Below are 18,297 nucleotides of genomic sequence, written 5' to 3'. Positions count from 1 at the left end.
CAGTCCGAGGATGGGGGTTCTGGCGTGGACGATGTGAAGCCCTGCACCACCGAGTGGGCGAGCGCCCAGGTTGCCGAGTACGCGAAACGGCGGTCCGACTACGTGCTGTTCGGCGACACCCTCGCGCAGGTGCTGCAGCACGCCGCCGACCTGTACGCGCCGCTTGCCATCGTGCAGGTGCGCGCCAAGGGCATCCCCAGCTTCGCCGAGAAATGCCTGCGCAAGTGCAAGAAGTACCGCCAACCGGTGGACCAGCTCACCGACCTGTGCGGAGGGCGCATCATCGTGCACACGCAAGCGCAGGTGGAGCGGGTCTCGCGCTTCATCGAGGAGCACTTCGAGATCGATTGGGCCAACTCGGAGGACATCGGCAGACGCCTGAAGACGGCCGAGTTCGGTTACCGCTCGGTCCACTACATCGTCACGTTCAAGCGCGGCGTGTTCCCCACCAAAGACGTCCCCGTGAAGGTTCCCGCGCGGCTCTACGGCGGCAAGCGCGGCATGTCCAACCCGCGCGCCGAGATCCAGGTACGCACCCTCCTGCAGCATGCGTGGGCCGATGTGGGCCACGACCTGCTGTACAAGGGCGGCTTCGAGGCGCCCGAGGTGTGGCGGCGCGAGTACGCGCGACTGGCGGCGATGCTCGAGACCGCCGACGGCGCGATGTCGCGCGTCCACGCCGACATGCGGCGGTTCGTCTCCTCCTACAAGGCGTACATGACGCGCGAACAGATGGCCGAGGAGCTCGAACTGCTGCGGTTCGTCCGTGAGAACGATCCGGAGAACATGGGTCTTGCTCTCCGCCTCGCGGGAGTGGCGAACGCCGCCGAGTCGTGGGCGGATGCCATCGACGCGCTGTCTCCGTTCGAGCGTTCGGGCGAGTCGCCGGTTCTGCGCGAACTCGGCGTCGCGTACTGCGGCAAGGGGCGGGGCGCCCCCAAGGGTGCGACGTACCGGCGCGGTCAGGCGCTGCTCGAGAAGGCGGCCGGGGACCCGGACGCCGGCGCGTCGGCGTTGCTTGCTCTCGCGGAGTCGTGGCGCGGCGTGGACGACCGGAAGGCGAGAGAGGCCTTCGAGCGCGCCTTCGAGGCGCTGCCGGACGATCCTCACGCGCTCGCCGGGTACCTGGAGTACCAGATCGCCCTCGGCAACGACCTCGGCCCCACGTCGGCGGCGGCGCCGGCGATCGCCGCTGCGATCCGCACCTGCGAGTCGCGCGCGCTTGCCAGCGTGGATATCCCGGGTTCGTACTTTACGGCCGGGTTCCTGTATCTGCTGCAGGGCGATCCTTACGCCGCTCTCGATGCATACGCCAAGGGCGTCGAGCGCTCCGAGGCGGCACACCAGCCCTCGACGGCGCTGGGCATGCTCGAACGCATAGGCCCGGCCGCCGCACATCTCACGGGATACCCGTGGGCGGTGCGGTTGCTGCAGGTGGCCCTGGCCGCCCGCTTCCCCGACAAGGCGACGAGCGCCGTCGTACGTGGACTCGCCACAACAGGTGCGGCTCCGGTGGCCGAACCGGTCGTGATGGTGGCGGGCGGATGCGACCCCGCGCGCGCCGACGAGTTCGAGCGCTATCGCGACATGCTCGTGCGCGGCATGGCCGAGTTCTGCGGGACCGTCATCGGCGGCGGGACGCGCGAGGGCGTGAGCGGGTTCGTCGGCGAGGCGGCCGGGAGCAACCCGGCCATCCACGCGCTCAGCTACCTCCCTAAGCTCCTGCCGATCGATGCAACGCTCGATGAGCGCTACTCGGAAGTGCGTGCGATCGATGACGCGGGCTTCACGCCCATGGGACCGCTGCAGGCGTGGATCGATATCGTGGCTGCGGAGATCGATCCCGCGCGGGTGAGGCTCATCGGCATCAACGGCGGGCGGATCTCGGCCGCCGAGTACCGTATCGCGCTTGCCCTTGGCGCCACGGTGGCGCTAGTCACCGACAGCGGCCGCGAAGCCGCCAAGCTCGTGCCCGATACGCGGTGGGGCGACTCGGAGCGCTTGATCGACATGCCGGCCGATGCCGCCTCGATACGGGCCTATGTGGGGGGTACCTGCGTGCCGGTGCCCGAGGGCCTTCGGGAGGCGATCGCGCGCGAGATGCACGAGGTGTACCGCCGGGACAAGGAGCGCGAGCTCCGGCCCGACGAGCCGGCGTTGGCCTCCTGGGACGAGCTCATCCCCGAGTTCCGGCGTTCGAGCCTGCAGCACGCGGGCGACATCTTCGCCAAACTCGCTCTCATCGGCCTCGAGGCCGTGCCGGTTGCCGACCGGGAACCGGAGCTGTACGTGATCCCTGAGAAGCAGGTAGAGGTCCTCGCCGAGATCGAGCACGGCCGGTGGAACGTCGAGCGGCTCCTTGAGGGCTGGCGCTACGGGCCTATGAAGGACGTGAAGAAGCGGCTCTCGCCGTACCTCGTTCCGTGGTCGGATCTGTCCGATCCCATCCGCGAGTACGATCGCGCCTTCATCCGCGCGATACCGGAGACGCTTGCCAGGCAGGGCTACGAGGTCCGTAAGAGGGCGTGAGACGACACGTGGCAGGGGGCGCACCCGGTCTGCTTGATGAGCGAGCTGTGATAGCCGAGGTCCATGCGGCTCTCGGCAGGGAAGCGCATGTGCTGAACAGGCATGCAGGACTGCTCTGGCAGCAGCTGCATAACAGGCTGCAGTGGCGGCAGGGGCCGATGGCTTCGCTGCTTGAGATGGAGCGAGAACGCCGGAGCGCGCCCGGAGGAACGCCGTGGATCAGGACGCGGAATCCGTTCCGCGAGTCTGAGGCGCTGATCCGTACACTCGTGCGCTCGGATTCGCTCGGAGGCTGGCTGAACGGATGCGACGTCAGCCCTGATGGGAGGTGGGCCGTTGCCGCGGGCGACGACAACACGCTCACAGTATGGGATCTGTCCACCGGCGAGGAACTCCGTGCCCTTGCAGGTCACAGCGCTGGAGTAAGCGGCACAGGGGTCATGGCATGCACGATCAGCCCAGATGGTTCCCGGATCGCTACGGCCGCTCGCGATATGACGGTGAGGATCTGGGATGCGCTGACGGGCAAGGAGCTCCACACACTCTGCGGGCATACCAGCTGGGTGCATGGCTGCGCGTTCAGTCCGGATGGCGACAAGGTCGTTTCGGCGAGCGCGGATGGGACGCTCAAGATCTGGGACGCGGCCACCGGCGCGGAGCTCCGCACGCTCGAAGGCCATAGCTCAGGGGTCATGGCGTGCGCGTTCGGCCCCGATGGTGGGTGGGTCGTCTCGGCCAGCGTCTGGAGGCAGCCCCTGACGAGAGGGTCCCGGGCGAGGCAGGACTCTACACCTGACAACACACTGCGGATCTGGGATGTGGACACCGGGCGTGAGGTGGGCAGGCTCACGGGTCACACCGCCGGGGTGAGGGCGTGTGAGGTGACTCCCGACGGAACGCGGATCGTCTCGGCCGGCGCCGACAAGACGCTCAGGATCTGGGATGTCGCCACCGGCAAGGAACTTCGTACGCTCACGGGCCACACGGGTGGAGTCAACGCCTGCGCCATCAGCCCCGACGGCGCGTGGATCCTCTCGGCCAGTGACGACGAGACCCTCAAGGTGTGGGACTCGGCCACCGGCGTGGAGCGGTGCACGCTCGTGGGCCATAGTCGCCGGGTGAGTGGTTGTGCGATCGCGAGCGACGGTACGCTCGCCGTCTCGAGCGGCGAGGACGGATCACTGAGGGTATGGCAGGTATCGGGGTTCGCAGGACCCACGCCGCTTACAGGACACGATGCCGGCGTACCGGCCTGCGCCACGAGCCCCGATGGACGCTTCTTCGTGTCGGGCAGTCTTGATGGAACGCTCAAGGTCTGGGACGCGGGCGAGTGTAGAGAATCGCGCACGCTTGTGGGCCACCAGGGCGCGGTCAACGACTGCGCGGTGAGCCCAGACGCCACCTGGATCGTCTCCGCGAGTTCCACCCGTATGAAGCCTGGCTCCATCCCAGACAACACGCTCAGGGTCTGGGATCCCGCCACTGGCAGTGAGATCCGCACGCTGGTGGCGCACAGCGGCCGACCGGTTACGGGTGAGTATGGGAGGTTCCGGGCATGTGCGGTGACCCCAGACGGCGCCGCGGTCGTGTCAGCGAACAGTGACAAGACGGTCAGGGTCTGGGACGCGGTCACCGGCAACGGGCTGCGGAAGCTGAGCGGGCATACCGGCATGCCCACAGACTGTGCAGTGAGCCCCGACGGCGCATGGATGGTATCGGCGGGCAGCGAGGGTGTGCTCAGAGTGTGGGAGGCGACCACGGGTCGCCAGGTACGCACACTCGCAGGCCACGATGGGGCGGTCACCGCGTGCACGGTGAGCCCCGATGCCGTGTTCATCGTCTCGGCCGGCAAGGACACGACGCTCAGGGTCTGGGATGCGGCCACGGGCGTCGAGCGCCGTACGATCGCGGGCCACACAGGTGCGGTGACGGGCTGCTCCGTGACCGCTGACGCCTGCTGGATCGCTTCGGTGGATGAAGCGGGGACGCTGCGGGTGTGGAACGTGGAGAGCGGCCTGCAGGCGTTGGTGATCCCGCTGCCGTATTGGCTGCTCTCAGTAGCCCTGCACACGTGGATGCTTCGCGCGCTCTGCGGAGACGCGAACGGTGCGATGTACTTCCTCGACTTCATCGGCCTTCCCAGCGGCCCGGTCATCGTGACGGCGACAGAAGGTCTGCACGGACTGCGGGTCCGCTGCCCGGCCTGCCTGAAGGAGCATCCGGTCAGGATGAGCGACTGCGGTTCGGATCTCACGTGTCCTACCCACGGTTGCGGCCTGCGGCTGCGTGTGAACGACTTCGTGCTCACGGATGCGTCGCACGTCGCGAGCCACCCTGCTTCGGCTGCGAGTGACACGGATGAGAAGAAGCCGTGGTGGCGGAAGTCAGGGCGGCGATGACCGTAGGCGAACAGCGCGCGAGTCTCGAGAGCCTCGAAAGAGCGCTCGGGCAGGAGTCGCACGTCCTCGCCGGCCATCCGGAGACCGTGTGGCAGCAGCTGCACAACCGGCTGCAGTGGGACGACGGCCCCGTGGCCGCACTGGTGGGCGGCGAGCGCGACCGCCGCAGCGGCCCGGGGGCCGCGCCGTGGGCGAGGCTGCTGACACGCTTCGGCGAGTCGAAGGCTCTGGCGCGCACGCTGACGGGCCATACAGACGAGGTGCGAGGCTGCGCCATAAGCCCCGATGGTACGCGGATCGCCTCGGCCGGCGATTGGTCGGTGAGAGTGTGGGATGCCGCCAGCGGCGCTGAGGTGTACGCGGTGGAGGCGCACCGCGGCGGCGCCAATGCGTGCGCGTTCACGCCCGACGGCAGCCGGATCGTGTCGGCGGGTAACGACCGTGCCGTGGCGGTCTGGGACGCGCGGACCGGCGAGCGTCTCGTCCGCCTCACCGGGCACGAAGGGCGTGTGACGGCCTGTGCCGTGAGTCCCGACGGGTCGCTCATCGTCTCCGCGTCCGAGGACACGACGCTGAGGGTATGGGATGCCGTGCGCGGCACGCAGATCCGCGTCCTGAAGGGCCACAGGCGTAGTGTGAATGGCTGTGCGTTCAGCCCCGATGGCTCTCTCATCGCCTCGGCGGGCAGCGACAAGACCGTGCGCATCTGGAACACGTCGACCGGGCGCAAGGTCCGCACGCTCAAAGGGCACAAGTACGGCGTCTTCACGTGTGCGTTCAGCCCCGACGGTCGCCTGGTCGCGTCGGGAGCGGCGGACGACACGGTGAGGGTCTGGGACGCCGCCAGCGGACGGTCGCTGCAGGTCCTGCGGGGCCACGATGCCGGAGACGCCTACACCACCATCGACCTGCGGGATGCACGCGGAGTCGTCGATCCCGTCGAACGAGCTTTCGGCCCCAGGAGCGCAGGCGGGGAAGTGTATCGCGTCGAGGCCTCGGCGACCGTCAAGGCGGTCGCGTTCAGCGCCGACGGGAGCGCTGTCGTCTCGGCGAGCGACGACAAGACCCTCAAGGTGTGGGATGTGAGCAGCGGCGCCGAGATGCGCACGATCGTCGGGCATGCCGGGCGCGTCTCGGCCTGCGCCGTGAGCCCGGACGGCACGTGGATCGTATCGGGCAGCGAGGATCGCACGCTGAGGGTCTGGGATGCGGTCTCCGACGCGCCGCCGCGTGTCTCCACTGGCCACACCGCCGCGGTCAACGGCTGCGCGTTCAGCCTCGACGGGGCGCGCATCGTGTCGGCGAGCGCGGATGACACGGTGAAGGTCTGGGACGCTGCCGGCGATCGGGTGCTGCGCACACTCAGCACCGCGAAGACCGCCGGGCTCTCATGCGCGATCAGCGCCAACGGCGCCACGGTCGTCTCGGGCCACGATGACGACACGCTGCGCGTGTGGGATGTCGGGCGCGGTGTGCAAGCACGCACGCTCAAAGGGCACCTGCGCCCGGTCTACGCCTGTGCCTTCATGCTCGACGGCCATCACGCCGTCTCGGGCGGTGGCGACCGGACGCTCCGGATATGGGACGTCGTTGCGGGGAGCGAGGTGCGGAGCATCCAGGCTCACGGTGAAAGGATCACCGGCTGTGCCTTGAGCCCCGACAATGCACGGATCGTCACCTCGAGCTGGGACCACACGCTGAAGGTCTGGGACACCTCGCGTCGGACCGCCATGCACGTACTGAAGGGCCATGCAGCCGAGGTGAACGCGTGCGCGTTCAGCCCCGACGGCAGGTCGATCGCCTCGGCCGGACACGACGGGACGGTCCGAATTTGGGATGCCGGCAGCGGTAAGGAGATCCGCTGCCTCACAGGCCACGGCGGCCCGGTCGACTGCGTCGCCTTCGGTCCCGGCGGACGCTGGGTCGCCTCTGCGGGCAGGGATCGCACGGTGCGCCTGTGGGACGCGGAGACCGGGCTTCCCATCCTTGTGGTGTCGCTTCCGGCCGCTGTTCGGTGTGTCGCGGCTCATCCCGCGCGCCAACGGATCGCGTGCGGCGACGAGGGTGGAGCGCTGCATGTGCTTGAGATCATCGGGGGCTCAAACTGACGGGCGTCGCCCGTCAGCGTATCGCGTGGAGGACCGGCGGCGGTGACGCCGCAGTGTGTGGGGTACACAGTAATGAACGCATGCGCCGGTGGAACGGGGGACGCCGGCGCCAGGTGACGTAACGACGGGGGTGGACAGCGTGGCCGAGAGTGAGCGCGTGCAGGAACTCAGGGATCTCATCGCCAAGTACCTGGATGAGTTGGGCCTGAAGTACTTCAAGGACTCGGGTGATGACTTCCTGGTGCCGTTCGGCGAGGGCGTGAGGGTGCACCTTGTGCCGCAGGAGTTCGGTGAGGACATGACCGTGGTACAGATAATCGCCCCGACCAACCTCAACCTGGATATCACGCCTGACCTGGCGATGTACATCGCCCAGGAGAGCTCGCGGTTCATCTTCGGGCGGCTCGCCATCCATCCGGAGCAGCGGGCGGTGGGGTTCGAAGAGACGCTGCTCGGCAGCTTCCTCAACCGTGCGGAGCTTCACGTGGCGATCGGCGTGGCCGCAGCGATGGCCGACAAGTACGACGACGAGATCCAGCAGAAGTTCGGTGGGGACAAGGCGGGCCGGGGGTTCTAGGCTCCACTGCCACACAAGCCACGTGACGGGAGGGCGCGATGCTCGACAATCTGGGCGACTCGGGCAGGCAAGCCCTGCGCAGGGCCGACATGGCATCGGCGGGTATGGGTCATGATCGAATCGGCGTGGAGCACATCTTCCTCGGCGTGATGGACCTGGAGGATCTTGCGATACAGCGCTGCTTCCGCGGTGCGGGCATCGATACGGGAGCGCTCTCGGCCGACATCAGGAAGAAGGCGGACCCGACCGGGAGCAAGCGCACGGGACAAGCGGTCTTCACGCCTGAGGCCGAGACGATGCTGGATGAGGCGGCCAGCTGGGCCTCGTCGCTCGGCAGCGACGTCGTGGAGGCGCCGCATATCCTGCTCGCCGTGCTGCTCGATGAAGGCGGTATCCCCGCACAGGTGCTCGCCGAGCAGAAGGCCGACACCGACGCCCTGGTGGGCCGGCTCAAGGACATGCTCAAGAGCGGCTGGGATGCTTCGCGCTACGTCGAGCGCAAGGAGGCCGAGCAGTCCGAGACGAGCTCGCCGGGCGGGACGCCCAAGAGCGATCTCGACAACCTCGGCCAGGACCTCACCGAGATGGCGCGCAAGGGCGAATTGCACGCGGTGACCGGGCGTGAGAGCGAGCTGCTCGAACTCATCGGTCATCTGACGGGCCGCAAGACGCCCAACGCACTGATCCTCGGTGAAGCCGGCGTAGGCAAGACGGCGCTCGTGAAAGGTCTTGCGGTGGAGATCGTGGAAGGCGACGTCCCGGAGAGTCTGCGGAACGTGACCATCCGCACCGTGGAGGTGGGCTCGCTCGTTGCCGGCACGATGTATCGCGGTCAGTTCGAGCAGCGGTTGAAGACGCTCATCGATGCGGCGCAGGCCGATCCCAACCTGATCCTCTTCATCGACGAGATCCACATGCTTGCCGGCGCGGGCGCCGCAGGCGGGGGAGATGCGGTGGACGCCGCCAACATGCTCAAGCAGCCGCTGGCCGACGGACGCATGCGCGTGATCGGCGCCACCACCACCGACGAGTACAACGAGTTCCTGCAGAAGGACCCGGCGCTGTGGCGCCGCTTCGGCATCATCACGCTCACGGAGCCGTCTCGCGACGACACCGCCGAGATCATGCTCGGCTTGCGTGAGCGTTACCAGGCGTTCCACGACGTGAGCATCTTGGACGACGCGCTGCTTGCGGCGGTGGACATGTCCATCCGCTACATGCCTGACCGGCGGCTGCCGGACAAGGCGATCGCCGTGCTCGACAAAGCCTGCTCCCAGAAGCGGCTACGGGCCTTCTACGGGTTCACCGATCTGGGGGAGCTGTCCCGCGACGAGCGCAGGGCGCTCTTCGAGGGCAAGAGGGGCCAGGCCGCGCTGCCAGAGACGCTGGTGATCGACAACGAGGACATCGCACTCACCATCGCGATGATGACCAACCTGCCGGTGGGCAAGTTGCAGGAAGACGAGATGGACAAGCTTCTCGAGCTCGAGGAGCGTATGCGAAAGCGGGTCTCCGGGCAGCCGGAAGCGATCGCGCTCGTGGCCAAGGCGATCCGCAAGTCGCGCGCCGGCACCGGCGAGCCGAACGCCCCGATCGGCAGGTTCCTGTTCCTCGGCCCAACGGGCACCGGTAAGACCGAACTCGCCAAGACGGTGACCGAGGCGCTCTTCGACGACGAGAACCGCATGGTCCGCGTGGACATGAACGAGTGCACGGATGAGTGGGCCAACTCGCGGCTCATCGGCTCGCCCCCCGGCTACCGCGACTCCGAGCGCGGCGGCATTCTCTCCGAGGGGATACGGCGCAACCCGTATACGGTGGTGCTGCTCGACGAGATCGAGAAGGCGCACCCCAAGGTGCACCAACTCCTGTTGGGGCTGCTCGAGGAAGGTCGCTTCGTGGACGGCCTTGGGCGTAACGTCGATTGTCGCAACACCGTCATCATCATGACCTCGAACGTGGGCTCGGCACAGATCCAGGGCGAGAGGAGCGACATAGGCTTCCAGGCGCCTACCGCTGAGCACGAGCTCACGCAGAAGGATGTGGAGCGCGCGGTGCGGCGAGAGCTCGGCAGGCACTTCGCTCCGGAGTTCCTGAACCGGTTCGACGCCATCGTGTTCTTCAATCCGCTGAGCCGCGACACGCTCCGCGAGATCGCCGCGAACATGCTCTCGCGGCTGCCGGTGCCCGTCACGGCCACGCCGGCCGCTATCGAGGTGCTGGTGGAGGCCGGGTACGACCAGACGATGGGCGCCCGCCCGCTCCGCCGCGCCATTCAAAGCCTGGTCGTGGATCCGCTAACGGACATGATCATCAGGCGTCAGATCGCCAAGGGGACCCCGGTGGAGGTGGATGCGCAGGACGGCACGCTGGTCTTGTCGGCAGCCGCTGATGGCGCTGGCGCCGAAGCCCCTGAGAAGGAGGGCGCATAACCCGAGCGCCGGGCACGTTCAGCAATGTGGGTAGACTTATCCGATATCCAATTGCGAGTAGGTCATATCCAGGGCTGGATTCATTGGTACCAAAGCGTTACAATCCCCCAACCAACCAGATAGCGGTGCTATCTCGATAGGCAAGGGGGTACGTCATGTGGCATGAGCGGACACGCAAGGCGCTTGCGCTGCTGCTCACGGCCGCTCTCGCGCTCAGCATGTTCAGCCTTTCAGGCTGTGCTGCCGAGGATGAGGGCGACGGCGACGGCGGGCAGGACACCACCACCGGCGGAGAGGTCGAGACGATCAAGGTCGGCGTCCAGACCGCGCTTACCGGGCCGCTGCCGGACTACGGCGCTGCGGCGAAGAACGGCGTCGAGCTCGCGCTCGAGGACTTCGGCACCTTCGAGATGGACGGCACCACCTATGAGGTCGAGCTCGTCATCCTTGACGACAAGGCCGAGCCTGCCGAGTCGGCTGTCGTAGCGCAGACGATGGTCGACGAGGGCGTCGTGGGCGTGATCGGCAGCCTTACCACGGGCGCCACGCTTTCGGCGATCCCGATCTACTACGAGAACCGGATCCCGCAGATCAGCGGTTCGGTCACCGGGCCTGCGGCCAACGAGACCGGTACCGACACGTTCTATCGCACCTGCTGGAACGACGCCATCCAGGGCGAAGCCCTCGCGGTCTGGGCCATGGAGCTTGGCGCCGAGAAGGTCGTGCTGATGGACGATAACGGCGCGTACGCCGTGGGTCTTGCCGACGTGGCCGAGGCCACGCTCAAGGCCGAGGGCGTGGAGACGCTGCGCCAGAACTGCCAGTCGGGCGACAAGGACCTGTCGGCGCAGGTGGCCAACGTCAAGGAGTTCGCTCCCGACGCTATCATCTTCACCGGGTACCACCCGGAGGCGGGCCTCATGCGGAAGCAGATGGTCGAGGCCGGTCTTGGTGACGTGATCTTCATGGGCGGCGACGGCATCCGTTCGGCCGAGTTCGTGGCCGAGTCGGGTGGCGAAGAGAACGCCGAGGGTTGCCTCGCCACCTTCGGCGGCTTCCCCGAGGACCAGCAGCCTGGTTACGCTGCGTTCGCCGAGAAGTACACAGCGGCGTACGGCGAGGAAGTCGGCCCGTACGCGCAGAACAACTACGACGCGTTCGGCGCGCTGATCGCCGCTATCAAGCAGGCGGGCTCCACCGACACCGAGGACGTCATCGCGGCGCTCCAGGGCCTCACCTATGAGGGCGTCACCGGTACGTTCGGGTTTGCCACCGAGGCGAGCGGGGCAGTCGCCAAGGGCGACATCGTGGTCGAGGGTCTGACCCCGTCGAACGTTCCGCGGTACAAGGTCGAGGCGGGTAACTGGGTCTCCGCCCAGTAGTACTGCTACGGATCGTATGAGTGACCGGAGGGCGTAGGAAGTCTCCTACGCCCTCCGCGTAAGCCCGGAGCTTCTCGAAGAAGTCGGCGTGCATTGATGCACGGACCGTGTGAATAGTGCAGAATGCACGGCACAGGGCAGGGCGGCACATCTCACTGGCAAGGAGCACCGCGTGAGCCTTGATCACATCGTAAGCGTGACCATAGGCGGTCTCACCGTAGGCATGATCTACGCGCTGATCGCGCTCGGCTACACGATGGTCTATGGCGTGCTGAAATTCATCAACTTCGCCCATGGCGAGGTGTTCACCGTGGGCGGCTATGTGGCGGCGTTCACACTGCTCGCCGTCGGTGTCGATGCGGACAGTTCGCCGCTGATGCTTGCCGGCGCTCTGGTGGCTGCTCTCGCGGTCGCCGTCCTGGTTCCCATGGTGCTCGGCTTCCTGATCGAGCGCATCGCATACCGGCCGCTGAGAGGGCGCTCGCGGATCATCCCGCTTCTTTCGGCCATCGGTGTCTCGATCGTTCTTCAGCAGTTGATCATCCTCATCTTCGGCTCCAAGCCGGTGACCATCCCCACACTTGAGCTGTCCTCTGCGTCTGTGGGGCTTTTCGGCGTGAGGGTCCGCGTGCTCGCTCTGGTGATCATCGCGGTCTCGGCGCTGCTGATGGTGGGCCTCACGTACCTGGTGAAGTCCACCCGTATCGGCAAGGCGATGCGGGCGACGTCTCAGGACATGGAAGCCGCTGAGATGATGGGCATCGATACCAACCGGACCATCGCGTTCACGTTCCTCGTGGGCTCCGCACTCGCAGGTATCGGTGGTCTCCTCGTGGTGATGTACTACGGTTCGCTCAAGTACGACGCGGGCTTCCTCTACGGGCTCAAGGCGTTCACCGCTGCCGTGCTCGGCGGCATCGGAAACATCCCCGGGGCGGTCGTGGGCGCGATCGTGCTCGGCATGACCGAGACCTACGGCGTGAGCGTCGACCTCGGCTTCCTCGCGTGGTTCGTGCTGGCCGGCCTGGTGCTCGGCCTCTACGTGCAGATGGTGCGTGTGCCGCGCCAGCGGGTCGGGCACATCTCTCCGGACCGCCGTACGCCTGAGTACGAGCAGAGCATCGTGAACGTGTACCGCTTCACGCCGTACTATGGCGTGCGCGTCCTCATGGCGGAGCGCACGGACGCGCTTCTCTCGGTGTCGGCCGCCCACGCCATGCGGCTCATGATGGGCAACGTGTTCCTGGCCGCTGTGGCAGCGTATATGTTCATGAACGCCTCGGTGCGCATCGACACACGATGGCAGCCGGTGATCGCGTTCGCGGTGCTCATGGTCATCCTCATGTTCCGGCCGTCGGGCATCCTCGGCGAAGCAATCACGGAGAAGGTGTAGCCGATGACCGCCAAGACGATGACACGGGATGGCAGGTCGGGCCTTCATGACGCGCTCTCCAGGTTGCCCGGCTGGGTCTGGTGGGCGCTGGCGATCGTGATCGCGGGGGTCTTCCCGCTGCTGAACGTGGCGGGACTCGTGGAGACGGCATGGCTGCGAGTGGGCGTGATCTCGCTGATCTTCGTGATGCTGTCGCTCGGTCTCAATATCGTGATGGGGGAGACCGGGCTCCTCAACCTCGGCTATATCGCGTTCTTCGCGTTCGGCGCCTACACGACAGCGCTGCTCTCGTCGCCCAAGTTCGGCCTCCAGTGGCCGTTCCTGGCTGTCCTCGCCCTGAGCGCGGTGGTCGCCATGGTGGCAGGGTTCTTGATCAGTGTGCCCACGCTCCGCCTGCGCGGTGACTATCTCGCCATCGTGACGTTGGCCTTCGGCGAGATCGTGCGGCTCACGATCACCAACCTGGTGCCGCTCACCAACGGCCCCAACGGCATCACGGGCATCTATCCGCCCGCGCTGTCCTCCTCGGCCGATCGTGGCGCCGAGGGGCTCGCCGCCTGGCTCGTGATCGACAAGCCTGTGGAGTACTACTACCTCGTGCTGGTGTGCGTGATCGTGCTGGCGGTGCTGCTCACCAACCTCAAGAACTCGCGGATCGGGCGTGCGTGGAACGCTCTCCGGGAAGACGAGCTGGCCGCCGTCTCGGCAGGTATCACCGCCTCGCGCGCCAAGATGCTCGCTGTGGTGCTCTCGGCCGGTATCGCCGGGTTCGCCGGCTCGCTCTTCGCCTACTACAGCAACGTCATCAGCCCCGAGTCGTTCCTCTTCATGCAGTCGGTCATCGTTGTCTGCATGGTCGTCCTCGGCGGCATGGGCTCGATCCCCGGCGTGATCATCGGCGCGATCGTGCTGCAGGCGCTTCCGCAGATCATCCGGCAGGCCGCTGGCGCCGCACGGAGCGATTTCGAGGTCTACCGGATGCTCATCTACGGCATCCTCATCGTGGTGATGGTCATCTTCAGGCCCGAGGGACTCATCCCCGACAAGATCTTCCGGCGTGAGTCGCATGAAGTGGATCCGCGCGAACTGGAACGGACACGGCAATCCCTCTTCGACCTCGAAGAGGGCGAGAAGGACCTGGAGGTGTAGGCATGGGCAGCGTACTCGAACTGCAGGATGTGTCCATGTCGTTCGGCGGACTCAAGGCCGTCGACACACTGTCGTTCACCGTCGAGGAGAACGAGATCGTCTCGATCATCGGGCCCAACGGCTCCGGCAAGACCACCACGTTCAACCTCATCAGCGGTCTCTATGAGCCGCACTCGGGCGACATCCTCCTCAAAGGGGAGAGCGTCGCCGGGCTGCGCGCCGACGTGGTGCACGACAAAGGCATCTCGCGGACCTTCCAGTCGCTGAGGCTCTTCACCAACATGAGCGTGATGGAGAACGTGCTGGTGGGCATGCACTCCGTCACCAGCGGCGGTGTCGTCGCATCGATGCTGCGCCTCCCCAACGTGCGCCGTGAGGAGCGGGCGATGCGCGAGAAGGCGCGGGAGATCCTCGACATGTTCCCCGGGCGTTTCTCGGGTCCCCGTCAGTCGCAGCCGGCGTACTCGCTCTCGTACGCGAACCGCCGTCGGCTCGAGATCGCGCGCGCGCTGGCCTCTGACCCCGCGCTACTGCTCCTCGACGAGCCGGTGGCAGGCATGAACCCCGCCGAATCGCACGAGGTGATGGAGCAGATCAAGCTGCTCCGGGAGAAGGGCTATACGATCCTCATGATCGAGCATGACATGCATGTGGTGGAGGGTGTGTCCGACCGGGTCATCGCGATGGACCACGGCGTGAAGATCGCCGAGGGCACCTACGATGAAGTCGCCAACGACCCCCAGGTTGTGGAGGCCTATCTTGGCAAGCGAGCAGCAGACGCCACTGCTTGAGTTCCGGGACGTCCAGACCTTCTACGGACGTATCCAGATCCTCAAGGGCGTGAACTACACCGTGTATCCGGGTGAGATCGTGTGCCTGCTCGGCGGCAACGCCTCAGGCAAGTCGACCACCATGAAGACCATCCTCGGCATCGTGAAGCCCACCAAGGGGCAGGTGCTCTGGGAGGGGGAGGTCATCAACAACCTCAGGACCGCCGAGCGGATCAAGCGCGGCATCGCGACCGTACCCGAGAACCGTCGGCTGTTCCCGCACCTCACCGTGGTGGAGAACCTGGAGATGGGGGCGTACACGCGCAACGACGTTTCAGGCATCGCCGAGGACCTCGAGCGTGTCTACGAGTACTTCCCCAAGCTCGCCGAGCGGCGCAAGCAGCGCGCAGGCACGCTCTCCGGTGGTGAGCAGCAGATGGTCGCGTTCGGCCGGGCCTTGATGAGCCGACCCAAGCTCATCTGCATGGACGAGCCGTCGATGGGCCTGTCGCCCGCGCTCGTGGATCAGAACTTCGAGCTCATCCAGCAGGTGAACGAGCAGGGTGTGGCGGTCTTCGTGGTGGAGCAGAACGCGAACGCCGCTCTGTCCATCGCCGACCGCGGTTACGTGTTGCAGGGCGGGCGGCTCTTCACCGAGGGCACCGCAGCCGAGCTTCTTGAGAACCCCGAACTGAAGCGGGCATACCTCGGCGGATAGTACCGCTGCGCGCCCCCTGCAAACGCCCCTGATTTCGCGTACCATACAGCCTGTGGTCGTATGCATGCACGCTCGTATGCCAGCCGGTGTCGGGCGCGGTTCTCGCACATGGATCGGCAGGGTCGATGACACCACAGGCCAGGAAGCGCACGTCCGCCGTTGCAGGGGTTCTGATCCTGGTGGCGCTGCTCGCCATCGTGGCGGGCCTCGTCGTGGTGCAGTACGCGCACTACCAGCCCGGGTCTGCCGAGGCTCAGGAGCACCCCGCAGTGGGGTCGCAGCCGTGCACCTCATGCAAGGCTCCACAGCACGACTACGCTCACGAAGCGCCGTACAACGACGACGCATGCGAGTCGTGTCACACCACGTCGTCGTGGCTCGTGACGCACTACACGCACGACAACCCCGACTTCAACGTCTCCTTCCACGCCATCATCGGTTGCGAGCGCTGCCATACCGAGGGTGAGGAACCGATATCACCCGACTGCGAGACGTGCCACGCCGCCCGTTCACCGCACGGTGTAGGTGCGGTTGCATGCGCTCCGTGTCACACGGCGGTGGCGTGGTCGCTCCAGCGGGCGGTCCCGGAAGGACACCTCTCCCTTGAGGGTGGCCACGAAGGCGTCTCGTGCTTCGAGTGCCACACCGCGGGTGTGGACCCCGGCGCGCCGGATCGCGGATGCGTGGACTGTCACGGGGTCAACCATGGCGGACTCACGAACTGCGAGGACTGTCACGAGCCGTCACGCGGGTGGGAGCCGCTTCCCGGCTTCGACCACTCGCTCTTCTTCAAGCTCGAAGGCAGGCATACGCAGGCCGACTGCGCCGACTGCCACAAGAACAACACCTTCGCCGGTACGCCTACGGTCTGTCTCGGCTGCCATACCGTTGCTCACACGAACCTTACGAGGTGCGAGGACTGCCACACGCCGTTCGGCTTCGTCCCCTCGACGTTCGACCACGATTCCTACTTCAGGATCACCGGCGGTCACACCAAGCTCGATTGTCAGGCGTGCCACCCGCAGGGCGTCTACGATGGGACACCGACCGTGTGCACGGGGTGCCACGGAACGGCGCACGGCGGGCTGACGGCGTGCCAGGACTGCCATACGACCGCCGGGTTCAAGCCGTCGACCTTCGTGCACGCAACGAGGTTCGAGCTCGTGGGCATCCACGGTGACTTGAGCTGCAATGCGTGCCACCCCAACTACAAGTACGCGGTCAACATCGGGGACGGCTCGGGCACGTGCGACAGCTGTCATGACGGTCCGCACGGAGTGCAGTACAACGACTGCGAGATGTGTCACACGCCCTCGCGCTGGTCGGCGATCATCCTCGAGGAGCATCCGGGGGAGATCAAGCTCGGCACGGCCCACTCGGAGCGGCCCTGCACGCTCTGCCACCCGACGCTGCGCTTCAGCGACGACGCTCCGCGCGCCTGCGAGAGTTGCCACATCGCCGACATCCCGCACGTGGGTCCCACCGCGTGTCTCGATTGCCATCGACCCACCACCTGGTCGGAGGTCCACTTCACGCACCCCGCGATCGGGGTGCACGAGGAGCGGCCGTGGCTGAACCAGTACTGCCTGCGCTGCCACCCCGGTCCCGACTTCACGCAGGTGGAGTGCACGAGCTGTCACATCTTCGTGGACCCGGGCGAGGAGACGTCGGCAACACCGTTCCCGATCCCATCGGCGGCGGACCTTACGGCCCCGGTGTTGTCCGGGATGTGACACGGGGCGGCACCGGAGTTCCTCCCGCGGGGCGGTCAGGGTATCGTTAGTGCATAGCGATACGTCCTTTTCGCATAGTCACGGGAGGAGTCTCGATGATCAAGGTCGCGGTGTGGGGCACCGGCATGATGGGACAGGGGCTGCTCGGCTTCATCCTTGACCGTCCCAACGATGTGGAGCTGGTCGGGGCGATCGTCACCAACCCGGCCAAAGAAGGCAGACCCGTGGGGGAGCTGCTCGGCCGGACCTGTGACGTGTGCATGACGACCGATGCCCAGTCCGTGCTGGCCAAGGAGCCGGACGTGGTCTGCATCTGCACGCAAAGCAACCTCCACGAGGTCTCCGACCAGGTCGAGGCGTGCGTGAAAGCCGGGGCGAACGTCCTCTGTATCGCCGAGAAGCTGGCGTACCCGTGGGCGAGCGATGCCGACTGGGCGGATAGCTTCGAGGAGCTCGCGATGGAGCACGATGTCTCCATCCTCGGCACCGGTATCAATCCCGGTTTCATCCTGGACGCCCTCGTCGTGGCGTGGAGCTCCATCTGCCTGCGGATCGATCGCATCGAGGCCGAGCGCGTGAACGACCTCTCGCCGTTCGGCCCCACCGTCATGCAGAGCCAGGGCGTGGGCACCACCGTGGAGGAGTTCGAGCGGGGCGTCGCCGACGGCACGATCGTCGGCCATATCGGGTTCCCCGAGTCCATCGGGCTCATCGCCGATGCGCTCGGCTGGGAGATCGACGAGGTCGTTGAGACGCGCGAGCCGATCGTCACATCGGTGCCGCGGGAGACTCCGCACGTGAAGGTCGCTCCCGGCGACGTGTGCGGCTGCCGTCACATCGGGCGGGGCTACAGCAACGGCGAGCTCAAGATCGAGCTCGTGCACCCGCAGCAGATACATCCCGAGCTCGAGGGAGTGGAGACGGGCGACTACATCCGCATCGTCGGGGACCCGGAGGTGCACATGTCGAACAAGCCCGAGATCCCCGGCGGCAAGGGTACGTACGCGTCGACGGGCAACTACATCCCACTGATCGTCGACGCGCCGGCGGGCATACTCACAGTGACCGATCTTCCGATCCCGCGGTTCTGGACGCCGAGCGAATAGG

The 18,297-nt window shown here is 66.5% G+C and carries 12 protein-coding genes; all 12 read left to right on the top strand.

All coding sequences use genetic code 11. The features are described from left to right. Window positions 1-24 precede the first annotated feature (24 nt). Window positions 25-2,529 carry a RyR domain-containing protein gene (locus tag MSB02_RS05060; RefSeq protein ID WP_267194151.1) on the top strand — a complete coding sequence of 835 codons (2,505 nt, stop codon included), beginning with the start codon at window positions 25-27 and terminating at the stop codon, window positions 2,527-2,529. Beyond that, window positions 2,526-4,928, top strand: a complete 2,403-nt coding sequence (locus MSB02_RS05055) for a WD40 repeat domain-containing protein (RefSeq protein WP_267194150.1) — start codon at window positions 2,526-2,528, stop codon at window positions 4,926-4,928. Before MSB02_RS05060 ends, MSB02_RS05055 begins: the two co-directional genes overlap by 4 nt. After that, window positions 4,904-7,036 carry a WD40 repeat domain-containing protein gene (locus tag MSB02_RS05050; RefSeq protein WP_267194149.1) on the top strand — a complete coding sequence of 711 codons (2,133 nt, stop codon included), beginning with the start codon at window positions 4,904-4,906 and terminating at the stop codon, window positions 7,034-7,036. Before MSB02_RS05055 ends, MSB02_RS05050 begins: the two co-directional genes overlap by 25 nt. Before the next feature lie 139 nt (window positions 7,037-7,175). Beyond that, window positions 7,176-7,613 (top strand): T3SS (YopN, CesT) and YbjN peptide-binding chaperone 1, encoded by a 438-nt coding sequence (locus MSB02_RS05045; protein ID WP_267194148.1) that lies wholly within the window; start codon window positions 7,176-7,178, stop codon window positions 7,611-7,613. A gap of 38 nt (window positions 7,614-7,651) precedes the next feature. After that, window positions 7,652-10,045, top strand: a complete 2,394-nt coding sequence (locus MSB02_RS05040; RefSeq protein WP_267194147.1) for an AAA family ATPase — start codon at window positions 7,652-7,654, stop codon at window positions 10,043-10,045. A gap of 155 nt (window positions 10,046-10,200) precedes the next feature. Continuing rightward, window positions 10,201-11,427: a branched-chain amino acid ABC transporter substrate-binding protein gene (locus MSB02_RS05035; RefSeq protein WP_267194146.1), complete on the top strand. Its 1,227-nt coding sequence runs from the start codon at window positions 10,201-10,203 to the stop codon at window positions 11,425-11,427. A 172-nt stretch (window positions 11,428-11,599) separates the two neighbouring features. Beyond that, a complete protein-coding gene (locus MSB02_RS05030) occupies window positions 11,600-12,820 on the top strand; it encodes a branched-chain amino acid ABC transporter permease (protein WP_267194145.1) in 1,221 nt (406 codons plus the stop codon). Window positions 12,821-12,823: 3 nt separating this feature from the next. Then, window positions 12,824-13,969 carry a branched-chain amino acid ABC transporter permease gene (locus tag MSB02_RS05025; RefSeq protein ID WP_267194144.1) on the top strand — a complete coding sequence of 382 codons (1,146 nt, stop codon included), beginning with the start codon at window positions 12,824-12,826 and terminating at the stop codon, window positions 13,967-13,969. Window positions 13,970-13,971: 2 nt separating this feature from the next. Next, window positions 13,972-14,760, top strand: a complete 789-nt coding sequence (locus MSB02_RS05020; RefSeq protein WP_267194143.1) for an ABC transporter ATP-binding protein — start codon at window positions 13,972-13,974, stop codon at window positions 14,758-14,760. Beyond that, window positions 14,690-15,457 carry an ABC transporter ATP-binding protein gene (locus MSB02_RS05015; RefSeq protein ID WP_407653149.1) on the top strand — a complete coding sequence of 256 codons (768 nt, stop codon included), beginning with the start codon at window positions 14,690-14,692 and terminating at the stop codon, window positions 15,455-15,457. Before MSB02_RS05020 ends, MSB02_RS05015 begins: the two co-directional genes overlap by 71 nt. Before the next feature lie 125 nt (window positions 15,458-15,582). Further along, entirely contained in the window at window positions 15,583-17,190 is a 1,608-nt protein-coding gene (locus tag MSB02_RS05010) for a hypothetical protein (protein WP_267194141.1), read from the top strand. A gap of 95 nt (window positions 17,191-17,285) precedes the next feature. Then, the gene (gene ord, locus MSB02_RS05005; protein WP_267194140.1) at window positions 17,286-18,296 is read left to right on the top strand and encodes a 2,4-diaminopentanoate dehydrogenase; all 1,011 of its coding nucleotides are present in this window, start codon (window positions 17,286-17,288) and stop codon (window positions 18,294-18,296) included. Window position 18,297: the final 1 nt, after the last annotated feature.

The sequence above is a fragment of the Anaerosoma tenue genome (assembly GCF_023161965.1).
Taxonomy (GTDB): Bacteria; Actinomycetota; Coriobacteriia; order Anaerosomatales; family Anaerosomataceae; genus Anaerosoma; species Anaerosoma tenue.
Note: the sequence above shows the minus strand (reverse complement) of the source record. Positions and strands in the feature narration are given on the sequence as shown.